Below are 11879 nucleotides of genomic sequence, written 5' to 3' on the forward strand. Positions count from 1 at the left end.
GCCTTTCTTTCTAAAATGTTCAATAATCTGTTCTATACTCTTTTTCATTTTCGATTCCGTTTTTTCTGGTTTCATCCGTTTTCCCACCAACGGTTAATCTTTAGCAATTTTATTTTATGCGTGTATCAAATACATCGAAAACTTAGATGTATATTTCTTTATCTAATTTATTACATTATGTTCTTTATTCTCCCACAAAATCGTTAAGCTAATTAAAGTAACTAAAATAGTGGCACCCATATCCGATAAAATAGCAATCCAGAGTGTAAGCAAGCCCGGAATAGTCAGTAATAGAGCTAATAATTTAAGACCTAATGCAAGGGAAATATTTAGTTTGATAATACGATTTACTTTTTTAGCAGTTCTTATAGCGCTCGGTAGTTTTCCAAGATGGTCTTGCATTAAAACGATGTCTGCCGTTTCAATTGCGCTGTCAGTACCTTTTCCCATTGCAATACCCAAATCAGCTGTTGCTAAAGCAGGTGCATCATTGATACCGTCACCAATCATCGCCACTTTGCCTTTTAACGCTAATTCTTTTACCTTTTCCACTTTATCTTCTGGTAACAGATTGGCGTAATACTCTGTTACTCCCACTTTTCGTGCCACTTTCTCTGCTGTTTTTTGATGGTCACCCGTCAACATCACTGTATGTTGAATACCCGCTTGATGGAGCGCCTTGATTACACTTTTACTTTCTTCTCTAATTTCATCAGAAATTCCGACTAGCCCCATCACTTGACGTTCATCAGCAAGCAACACTAACGTCAAGCCTTCTTCTTTCATTTTCTCAATATCGGCTTTTACTTTCTCCGTTATTTGTAAATGCGAAATACTTTTCTCGTTCCCCACCCAATACCGTTTGCCTTGAATAAGCGCGATGATTCCTTGTCCAGAAACCGTTTCGATTTCCTCCGGATCATGTAAAGCAACTTCTGTCTCAACCACTTTTTTCATAATTGCCTTGGCCAACGGGTGGGATGAATTTTTCTCAATTGAACCGATAATCCGATAAAACTCATCTTGATCATCTATATAAACCGTTACTTTTTCAACATGTGGCTCTCCTTTTGTAAGAGTTCCCGTTTTATCGAAGGCAATCGTATTAATTTTTCCTAACTGCTCAAGAAACACTCCCCCTTTCACAAGAATCCCGTTACGAGCATTTCTTGTAATCCCAGAAACAATTGCAATCGGTGAAGATAAAATTAGCGCACACGGACACCCGACAATTAAAACGGCTAAACCTTGATAAAACCATTTGTTCCACTCGGCACCAAAAAATAGTGGAGGTATCACCATAACTAAAACGGCAACAATCATGATTAGAGGAGTATAATATTTGGCAAAACGATTGATAAACAATTCAGTTGGCGTTTTTGTTTCCTGTGCTTCCTCGACTAAGTGTAAAATTTTGGCTAATGATGAATCCTCATATGATTTTGTAATCTCAATTTTCAAAATCCCTTCGTTATTAATACTTCCGCCAAATACTGTTTCTCCATTTTCCTTTTCAACAGGTAATGACTCCCCCGTAATAGCGGCCTCATTCACGGAGCTTTTACCTTCCACAACTACTCCATCCGAAGGAATTTTTTCTCCGGGTTTTACTAAAACAATATCTCCTACTTGAAGGGACTCAATAGGAACCACTTTCTCTATGCCATCCTTCAATACTGTCGCTTGCTTTGGAGCCACTTCCAACAACTTTTCCATCGACTTTCTGGCCTTTTCCATTCCAATGCCTTCAAGATATTCATTTAATCCAAAAAGAATGGCAACAACCGTTGCTTCTTTCCACTCTCCTATGGAGATGGCCCCAATTAATGCCACGGTCATCAACGTATCAATGTTGAATTTCAGTTTAATTAAGTTTTTTAAACCTTTCAAAAACGTCTGATATCCACTAATAACCATGGCAATTAAGTACAAACCGATCACCAGAAAACTGTTTGTCTGCTTCTCAAGGAAAAACGCTATGAAATATAAAGCAGTCGAAACAATAAGTAAAAACTTTAAATTGACTCCTTGATGATGTGAATGCTCATGTTCGTGATGATGAGCTTGAGTTTTTTCAATAAATGCTCCGTCTTCTGATAAAATTTTTTCGACTTGTTTTAAATCAACTTTTTCATCAATTTTTAGTTTTCCTGTATTATAATTTAGTGTTGCTGATTCCCCGTGTTCTAAACTCCGAATTTTCTTCTCGATTTCGGCGGCGCAATGAGCACATGACAAACCTTTTATTCGATATTCCTCCATGATAAAATCCCTGCCTTTTTAATGATGTCTCGCGTGATCAATTGTTTGTTTCAGGATGTTCATGACATGTTTATCGTCATGAGAATAATACAGCGTCGTTCCTGCGCGTCGGTATTTAACAAGGCGCAAATTTTTTAGAAAGCGCAATTGATGTGACACAGCTGATTGTCCTAACGACAATTTTTCAGCAATTTCGTTCACTGAATACTCCTTTTGTGATAGTAAATATAAGATTCTAATTCTCGTCGGGTCACTTAATGCTTTAAACGTTTGTGAAACAATAAATAAGGTTTCCTCGTCTAAATCCTTATCAACAGATTGTGTGTGTTTAGATTCTTCCATAAAATATTCCTCCTATATTGAATATATGAACACATTTTCATATATGCTACAAAAAAAGTATCATAATACTCTATACACTGTCAAACAATATTTAATGAATAAGTAATAAAAACATATAAACAAACAATAAACCAAGTAATACATACAACCCAAACTCATGAAATCTCATTTTTCTTTTGGCTTTCCATAAGATTTCATGGAACGTTACGAATGATAAAGTGCCAATTGCTCCTCCGAACAAGAGAGTATTGAGTTTGTAAGAATTGTCTCCAATTAGAAATCCGATAAAAATGCTTGCGCCAAGAACAACAGCCAAAAAAACAGCACTAATTACAAACAGTACGGATGGGGATTCTACAAATGCCATTGCCCCCATTAAAGCCATTCCTTCAGGAATATGATGTAGAATCAATGCGGCTAACAGTGGAGAAAGAGAAAATGCATCGGTTTTCATTGTGGTCCCTAACGCCAAACCAGTTGGCAAGTTATGAATGCCAATTGCAACAAGCAAAAGTACAAAAGAACGTATATACTCTAGGCTTCCATTGGCCACATTTAAATTTTTATGTAATAATTTCTCAGCTATACTCATCGATAAAATACCTGCTAATATCCCTAAGACAATTCCCATCCAGCTATTCTGAGTAAAACTTTCTGGAAGCAATTCGAATAGAATCAATCCGAGCAACAGACCGCCGCAGAAAACGAAAGTCCGCTCTATTTTCATTCCTAAAATAAAACGGAATAAAAAGCTGAAAATCCCCCCCAAGGTAATTCCTAAAAACATAAAAATAGTAATGATGGGAACCATTAATATTTCTCTTTCTCCCATGATGTCACCATCCATTTTGTCCATAATTCATTTTTATCTATCCTATGCATGAATGAAACAAAACATGTCTTATCAACATAAAAACACACTTTTCTTTCTGTCTTTCCGCAATAAAATGATTCGAGGTTATAACGGAAAAATTAGATCGTTATTTTTTACATCAAAATTTTTACTTCTTCCGCCTCCCTAGTATCTCATATTCCGTTTAACCACTATGTATTGTGTTGTTTTCAAACTGTATGAGTAAAATGTTTGTGGGAGAAAAAAAGACAGGTTCCTGATTTGGTATAATAAGGAACCTGTCAGATATGTAAGCAAAATAGATGAAAAACGGGCTCTCCTCCTGGTAAGGTAGTAAGTGCGAAAAAAATACAACCAAAGAAAGGAGTGGAGCCCATGCAGGATTATATCACAAACGGCTTGACATTAAAAGAGATCGAACAGTCTTTATTTAGACATATGCAAAAACAATATGGTCATCTCCTTCAACAGGTGTTGGAGGAGATCGACCGCACATTGGCAGAACAGCGGGACAAGAAACGATATGCACTCAAAGATAAGCGGACGATCCGACTCCAAACGCTATTTGGAGAGGTGGAAGTGAAGCGAAACTACTACTTTGACCGTGAAAAAAAGGTGTATACGTCTTTACTCGATGTCTTTCTTCAGTTCGATGGGGCGCATGGAGTGAGTCCGCTATTAGAGGAGACAGCGATTCATCTCGCCGTGACGGGTTCTTCGTATCGACAGGCTGCGCAGTCGCTTGAAAAGCTGGTGGGGTATGCATGTATGAGTCACGAAACGATTCGCCAGTCCATCATCGAGGCAGAGGTGGAAGGGCACCGTGCGATGGAGAAAAAAGGGCGCGTGTTTTTTATCGAAGCAGACGGGTTGTACGTGAAACGTCAACGAAGCCGCATCAAAGGAAAAGAAGAAAAGATCATCACGATTCACCAAGGATGGGAGAAAAACGGGAAACGCGTATCCTTAGTGAATCGACGGTATATGGTTCATCAAACGAATGAACCGATTTGGGAAGCTGTAGAGAATTTTCTGATGAAGGAATACAGCTATGATCCGTTTGAGGATTGGGTAGTCATCAATGGAGATGGAGCCCCATGGATTACAGCGTGTCGAGAATATTTCGGGGACAGGGGGTACTTTCAGCTTGATCGGTTCCATGTGGCAAGAGAGATTCGTCAATTGTTCCGAGGTCATGCGAGATATCGGGTGATTCGAAAGAAGTTAGCATCATGGGATGAAGAAGGTGTGTTACGAGAACTCACAAGTGCCATCGGTACGTTAGAACATGAGGAGAAGGAAAAGCAACTCGAGGCGCTTGTTCGTCGAATCGAGGAGATACCAGGATGTTTACGTGACTATCGCGTATGGTTGAAGGAAAAAGGGATTGACACGACAAACATGAGGGCGATGGGGAGTGCGGAAGGAACGATGCATGTGTTTGCGAAACGAAGTAAAAACGGTCGAAGTTGGAGGGGTGCAGGGATTGAAGCGATGTTGCGAGCGATCGTCGCGATAAAAGATACGTTACTCATTCGGACACGCGATGGAGTGATGTATGGCGTGGAAGAACGAGAAGAAACGAAACGAGAAACGATCGTGATGAAGCGCGTGCAAACGCAAATGACAGAAGTGGTACGAGATAACATCCCATACCTTCGCCAATCTTCAGGGACACCGATTTACGAGGCATTGCAAGCATTGAAAGGTTTTTAAAACGAGAGAAAACGCACATACCTACAGGATGAGAGTAAGTAAAAGCGCTTACATATAACGATTTTATAAAACCATATATAACCAAAAAAATCGGTCGAGAAAAAAATCTCCCACAAAGTCTTGACTCAAACTTTCAAACTGAAAAGCTTTTCTATGTGTTAAGAAAACGTGTATAATAGATACGTATCTTTTATGAATATATGTTCATTTATTAATCTAGTGTCAGGAGGATATAAAATGGTAAATTACAAAAAATTTTTCCCTATTACATTATTAAGTGCGTTCTTAATTGTTGGTTGCTCTAATTCGCTACAAGAATCAGGAAACAACAAAAAAGAACATCAACAAACAGAAAGCAGAGATATTGTAGAAGAAACAAAAAGTGTTGAGGTTCTACCAAATTTCTTGGATGATAAACCGAAAGAAATGAAAAACTTATACGCTAGCGCAGCGAAAAATAGAGAATTGCTTGAAAATATTCCGTGTTATTGTGGCTGCGGTGAATCTTCTGGGCATAAAAATAATTATGACTGCTTTGTATATAAAAATCTTAAAGACGGAGCAATTGTGTGGGACGATCATGCTACAAAATGTGGAGTTTGCCTAGAAATTGCGGCCACTTCCATTCAAGATTATAAAGCAGGAAAATCAATAAAAGAGATTCGAAAAAAAATTGATGAAGCATATAAAAATGGGTATGCCGAACCGACTCCAACGCCAAACCTGTAATATCTTAATAACGTTGAAGTTTTAAAAGTCCCTGTACTGACTCTTAGATGGAGTACTCTTCAAACTTGTAAGAGTACTCCTAATCTTTTTTATAAAAAACAGCAAGCATGAATCGATAATAAGCAAAAGGAGTTAATTTTATTTTTTTGACATTAGACGCAAGAAAAATTTAATGGAAAGCATACGCTTCAACATCCGCAAAAATAAAATGAGGGCATAGACGATCTGATTCACTCCTTTTGAATAATGCCTCTTGCAACATACCAAGAACTCTTTATAAATATAATAAATTTTTAATGAAAGATATTTTTACCTAAAAATTACTCGAATCAATAAAGTTAGTTAATATGGGACGGGAGAAAAAGCTTTAGTTTGAACTAACAAAAAACCGTACAGATGCGTTTCTGTACGGTTAATGAAAAATTCTCCAATTTTTTCTTAATGACTGCCATGCTCTTCTCCACTCTCTGGAACAATTTCAAGCTTTTCATCAATAACCCCTTGCGTTTGATACGAAATCAGTTTTTCTGTTCCGGATAAATAAGCATGATTATACGGTCCTACAGTTGGATCGTTTTCAAACGTTGGTTTTAAGGTAGCCATAAACTCATAAACTTCTGGGGTAAGTTCGCCATTCTCAAGCCAAATAAGTGGCGCATGTTTTCCTAAATGCGAAAAAGGCGCTGCTGCTAATGCCATTTCAGGAGATTTGGTCGAAACAAATGATAAACCGTGTCCCGGATTGTTTAATCCCCAACCAAATCCTGTTTTCTTATCTTTAAAAGTCGCAAATGCAACAGACTGTTGAGTTGGAGTATCTCCTGAAATTCGTGTAACCTTTCCAAATTCTTTTAACTTCTCTTCGACTTCCTTTGATATTATGGACTGAGGACCTAAAATGTAGATATTCGCTTTTCCTTTTCTTTTTTTCAATGCTTCTTCTGTTTGTTTCGGAATTTTATTTTGACTAACGTATAAAATCGGTTCTTCCATATGAGCAATCCAATTGGCCGCAGGAATCGTATAAAGTTTTGCTTTTTCCTCAAAAGAACCAATGATGACACTCTCTGGTAGTTTACCTGCTACTTCAGCATACAATTGATCAATTTTTTGTGCTAATGCTGCATAATCGGTTTCATTAATTTGTTGAACTTTATAACGTTTTAGTTTATCCAACTCTTGTTTCGGCAAGTTACCGATAACAAAAATTTGTGTACCGTCTTTAATCCCAAGTGGATTTAAACGTTGAATTTCATTCAACACTTGATTTGGAATTGTATTGTTTTTTGTAAATAAAATAGGTCCGTTATTTGGATGATGAATAAGATCAGCTGCAGCCAATGTTGCTTGCCAATTTTCAAGGGGAGCTAGGATAATCCCATTTGGTTGATTTTCTTTATGAGTAGCCGGCCATACCGTTTGTGATACTAATACCGAAAGTTCAACTGGATCATCAGTATTTAATCGAGTAACGTTTTTTGTTGACAATGTAAGAAGATTTTTACTCGCTTCTTCATTATATACACTCGGTTCTTGAACAACTATAGCTGTGTTTTCCTTGTCATTGCTTGCTCCATTCGATTGACTACTTCTATGCTGACTATGCTCCATTGATTGCTCTGCTTTTTTTGAGTCATTTCCATTTTGTGCGCTACAACCTGCCGCAATAATAGTAGACGCAAAAAGTGCAATTAACATTTTGAGAATTTTTTTTGTGTTCATCTATCTATATTACCCTCCTTGATTTCTATTATGTTCAGTGATTAAACTGTTAAAAAATACTTGTTTAAAGACTCTTAAGCTTTTTTCAACATACCGTATATTTCTACTTTTTTTATATTATCTTGAATTTGTGCAGAATTTATGGATTTTATTTAATTGACTGTAGATGAGCAAATTTGCTAACATAAATTTACAAACCAAACAAAAAAGGAGACATGAACCCGATTCCTTGGTTAGAATAGATGTGCTACCAACTACCCACAAGGAGGTTCATGTCTCATGAATAGATTAGCACATCATCAAGGAATCCACAAGTTTTTCATGACGCTGGGATTGGCGCTTTATTTCTCGAAGCCGGTCATCAAGCATCTCGTTCATCTTGTCGACGCCTTGACGACCAAGGGATTTTCGGGGACATTGACGGATGTCCGGTACTGGAGTTTTCATCCGAATCATCGAACCACGCTCAGCCACTTTTTCACGAAAAGCCCTTGGAACGAGGAAAAACTGCTTGAGAAGCTTCAGGAGTGGGTTCTTCGCCAGATCGAACGCCTGGCCAAACGGACGAATCAACCCCTGTTCCTTTCGATTGATGATACCATTTGCCAAAAAACGAAGCCTTCGTCACGGGCAACGCACGCCATTCAAGGGTGTGACTGGCATTTCTCTCACAGCGATCATCAATTGGTCTGGGGGCATTCGCTTGTTTGGCTGATGGTGCACACCTTCACGCAAGCGTTTCCGTTCGCCTTTCGTCTGTATGACAAGACATCGGGAAGAAGCAAAATCGACCTGGCGATCGAGATGCTTTCCTCGCTCAAGGGGAAGCGGGCTCAGCCGGTGTATGTGCTCGTGGATTCATGGTATCTGTCCCAAGCGCTCATCGAAGCCTGTCTGAAACAAGGATTTCATGTCATCGCCATGCTCAAGACGAACCGGATTCTCTACCCGAAAGGTATCGCCATCCAAGCGAAGGAGTTTGCCCGCTATATCGAGCCAAATGACACCCGCCTCGTCACGGTGGGGAACGAGCGCTATCGTGTCTACCGCTACGAAGGCGCGCTCAACGGTCTTGATGACGCGGTGGTGCTGCTGGCCTGGAAGGCGGATCAACCGATGACGCCGGATCATCTCCATGTCATATTGAGCACCGACCGGGAGCTGAGTGACGAAGACATCTTGCGTTACTATGCCCAGCGCTGGACGACCGAATGCTTTTTCCGGCAGGCAAAAGACCAGCTGAAGCTCGATGGGTACCGTGTTCGCCACGTTCGGGCGGTGAAACGGTATTGGGTCGTGGTGCTGTTAGCCTGCGTATACAGCATCGCGGAATTTCAACAAGACATCTCTTCCGGCCTGGAGCTTCTTCGGTCTCGGAAAGGGCACAGCGTTGTCGAGTTCATCTATGACGCCGCAAAGCAAGATATTCCCATTGATGTGATCAAAAAACAGCTCCATGTCGCCTAAGGGGTCCCCTGTTTGTCTCTTAGGGAATGGAAATTACTGTAATGAAAAATACTCATCTACAGTAATTGACTTAATCAATGCTCAAATGCCATGTAAAAAGGAGAAAAAGAAAATGAATAACAAATGGAATCGGATTATTTATAAATGTTGGGCTCCTTTTTATGATTTATTTTTTAATAGAGGTGTGTTTTATTCAGCGCGAAAACAGATATTTCATGAATTTCCTTTTGGAGATGGCGAGAATGTTCTATTTGTTGGAGTAGGAACGGGTGCTGATTTGGCCTTTTGTCCATTAGAAAAAATAAATGTAGTTGCTATTGATTATTCTAAAGAAATGCTGGAAAAAGCAAAAAATAAGTATCAGAATGAAAATATAAAATTCATTCAAATGGATGCTCAATCTCTAACATTTCCAAACAATTCATTTGATGTAGTAGTAGCAAGTTTAGTCATAAGCGTAGTCCCTTCCCCCGAAAAAGTGATGTCAGAAATCGTGCGTGTAACGAAGAAAGGTGGACGTATTATTATATTTGATAAATTTGCACCTAAACATAGAGAACTGTCATTCGGAAAAAAAGTAATTCGTCCCATCATCAAGCTGTTGGGTACTGATATAGGTATTTCATTTGAAAAGGTTTACAAAAAGGTCAAACATGAATGTTACTTAGTTGAAGATAAAGATGTTATGATGAAAGGTATGTACCGAAAAATCATATTAAAAAAGAACTAGGTGATTAAAAATGATAAAAAAAATGATTCTAATGATGTTTCTTACCTTTTTATGTATTCCATCCATCGGACATGCTCATAGTTACTTATCGTCTTCTAATCCTAAAGCAAAAGAAACAGTAACTCAACCACTAGAAACAATTACTCTTACATTTGAGACAAAAATAGAGAAACTAAGCACAATGCATCTTCTCAACAATGGAAATGAAATTCCATTGAACAATATCACGGTGAAAGACAATCAACTTATCGGTACTATTTCAACCCCACTTGAGAACGGTTCATATACGATTGTATGGAAAATTGTTGGAGAAGACGGTCATCCAATCACTGGCGAAATTCCGTTTAATGTAAAAGTAGCACAAAATAAGACAAAAACGCCAACCCAGTCAACGACCTCTACAACGAAACAAGACAGCATTGAAAAAGATACGAAACTAGAAAAAAGTCAGAAAACAGAAGAAGATAGTCAAGCAAAAAATACATCTTCCAGCACATTGATCAGAATTTTAACAGTTAGCTTAGGTATTATTCTTATCGTTGGTTTGATATCAATCTTGAAAAAGAAGGGATAAGCATTGCCATTCATTGTTTCACTTAGCGAATTTTTTAACTATATTTTCTATTCTTTACTTGCTGGTCATGTTGCATTATCTTTTGTACCTGATGAAAAAAAACCAAAAATCATTATTCCAAAACCAATGCTCCTTTTATCTATATTAGGCATCATCGTCTCATCCTTTGGTCCAGTTTTACAAGTCATTTTTTATTTTTCTGATGGTAGTGACTATTTTAATCAGAAATCATGGTCAATCTTAACTGACTTTCAAGTTGGAAAAGCGTGGATTTTCATTGGTTGGGTGGCAACCTTCTTGTGGATGACCGTGTATGTGGAAGGTTCGAAATATTTACAAGCCTTTTGGTTATTATTGATGATTTTAGCAGTTGGTTACGCTAGCCATGTTGCATCATTATCATTTTGGACTGGGCTGCTTTCTCACAGTATTCACTTTTTAGCAGTAGCATTATGGACTGGAATTCTCATTCATGTTGCATGGTTTTCAAAAAACCTTCATAACTGGATGACCTTTTTAAAATGGTTTACACCATTTGCTATTGGTTGTATGGTAATCATATTAACAAGTGGCTTTTCTGTGATGCTCTTTGTAGTAGATATAAGTGATTATATCAATTCATGGGTTCTGCCTTATGGTCAAATGTTATTATTAAAGCATATCAGTATCATACCTTTACTTGCATTTGCACTAATCAATGGAATTCTTTTAAGGAGATTGTCAGCGCAGCCTAATCTTAATATTCGAGCTTGGTTGAAAGCTGAAACCATCATTATTACTGTCATATTCTTTTTCACAAGTATACTTGGCACCTTATCTCCCCCACACGATATAGATTTTACAGTTAAATCTGAGGGAGCATCTAAGTGGCTTGAATACTTAATCGGCAAAACGATTATAACTCCCGTTAATCTAAAACCAATGTTTTCTGTTGAAGGATTTTTCTTAATACTCTTTAGTTTTATATTTTTAATTATGATCTTTTTGAGCTTTTACAAAAAGATGAAGCCATATTTTGCAGTAGTTTGTGGATTGTTATTTATAGTTTGTACTTATTTTGGTCTAATGGTGAGTATAAAATAATTGGTTAACATAAAGAGTTTGTCTTGGCGCATTTTTAGGCCGTTGCATTTTAAAAAATGCAACAGGCCAAAAATGCGTTTTATTTTTTTACCTCCTTCCCAAGTACGCTCCTTCCTTTGCCTCTCCCCATTATAATTTTTGCTTGTTAGGCGCGTAAAGGGTCTGCGCTCTTCGGACGGCTTGGGGAAGCCAAGTCGGCTAACCAACCCTAAAAAGCATAGCTTTTAAGGTTTGCTAAGGTGCAGTGTATGTTACTGAAAATTTAGGACTTCCTATAATCTTGATTATGTTGCATCCCAAACATTTTGCTGCTTTTATTGAGACTAATCCAAACATATACAATTCATTTTTTCCTTAGAAATATATCCAAGAACGCTTAGAACTCATATTTCGCACCTTGG

The 11879-nt window shown here is 38.0% G+C and carries 10 protein-coding genes; 6 read left to right on the plus strand and 4 right to left on the minus strand.

The window, feature by feature from the left end:
* Positions 1–162 precede the first annotated feature (162 nt).
* The 3 genes from ABEV15_RS08160 to ABEV15_RS08170 all read right to left on the minus strand — a co-directional run bounded on the left by ABEV15_RS08160 (position 163) and on the right by ABEV15_RS08170 (position 3436).
* Complete coding sequence (locus ABEV15_RS08160; RefSeq protein WP_064214496.1) at positions 163–2262, minus strand: heavy metal translocating P-type ATPase; 2100 nt, start codon at positions 2260–2262, stop codon at positions 163–165.
* 18 nt (positions 2263–2280) lie between these two features.
* Complete coding sequence (locus ABEV15_RS08165) at positions 2281–2604, minus strand: ArsR/SmtB family transcription factor (protein WP_033015899.1); 324 nt, start codon at positions 2602–2604, stop codon at positions 2281–2283.
* Positions 2605–2695: 91 nt separating this feature from the next.
* Positions 2696–3436 carry a ZIP family metal transporter gene (locus tag ABEV15_RS08170; protein ID WP_160331299.1) on the minus strand — a complete coding sequence of 247 codons (741 nt, stop codon included), beginning with the start codon at positions 3434–3436 and terminating at the stop codon, positions 2696–2698.
* Positions 3437–3832: 396 nt separating this feature from the next.
* On the opposite strand from ABEV15_RS08170, the gene ABEV15_RS08175 reads away from it, so the two are divergent.
* A complete protein-coding gene (locus ABEV15_RS08175; protein ID WP_498852918.1) occupies positions 3833–5173 on the plus strand; it encodes an ISLre2 family transposase in 1341 nt (446 codons plus the stop codon).
* A gap of 237 nt (positions 5174–5410) precedes the next feature.
* Positions 5411–5902 (plus strand): PCYCGC motif-containing (lipo)protein, encoded by a 492-nt coding sequence (locus ABEV15_RS08180; RefSeq protein ID WP_064214013.1) that lies wholly within the window; start codon positions 5411–5413, stop codon positions 5900–5902.
* Positions 5903–6340: 438 nt separating this feature from the next.
* Here ABEV15_RS08180 and ABEV15_RS08185 read toward each other — a convergent pair whose 3' ends face one another.
* Positions 6341–7624 (minus strand): cell wall-binding repeat-containing protein, encoded by a 1284-nt coding sequence (locus ABEV15_RS08185; RefSeq protein ID WP_163152606.1) that lies wholly within the window; start codon positions 7622–7624, stop codon positions 6341–6343.
* Positions 7625–7903: 279 nt separating this feature from the next.
* On the opposite strand from ABEV15_RS08185, the gene ABEV15_RS08190 reads away from it, so the two are divergent.
* From ABEV15_RS08190 to ABEV15_RS08205, 4 genes are all read left to right on the plus strand, one after another.
* Complete coding sequence (locus ABEV15_RS08190) at positions 7904–9091, plus strand: IS701 family transposase (protein WP_163152605.1); 1188 nt, start codon at positions 7904–7906, stop codon at positions 9089–9091.
* 112 nt (positions 9092–9203) lie between these two features.
* A complete protein-coding gene (locus tag ABEV15_RS08195) occupies positions 9204–9821 on the plus strand; it encodes a class I SAM-dependent methyltransferase (protein WP_064214394.1) in 618 nt (205 codons plus the stop codon).
* A 10-nt stretch (positions 9822–9831) separates the two neighbouring features.
* Positions 9832–10395: a copper resistance CopC family protein gene (locus ABEV15_RS08200; protein WP_081253598.1), complete on the plus strand. Its 564-nt coding sequence runs from the start codon at positions 9832–9834 to the stop codon at positions 10393–10395.
* A 3-nt stretch (positions 10396–10398) separates the two neighbouring features.
* Positions 10399–11478 (plus strand): CopD family protein, encoded by a 1080-nt coding sequence (locus tag ABEV15_RS08205; RefSeq protein ID WP_033016621.1) that lies wholly within the window; start codon positions 10399–10401, stop codon positions 11476–11478.
* Positions 11479–11879: the final 401 nt, after the last annotated feature.

The organism is Bhargavaea massiliensis (assembly GCF_050480245.1).
GTDB lineage: Bacteria > Bacillota > Bacilli > Bacillales > Anoxybacillaceae > Anoxybacillus.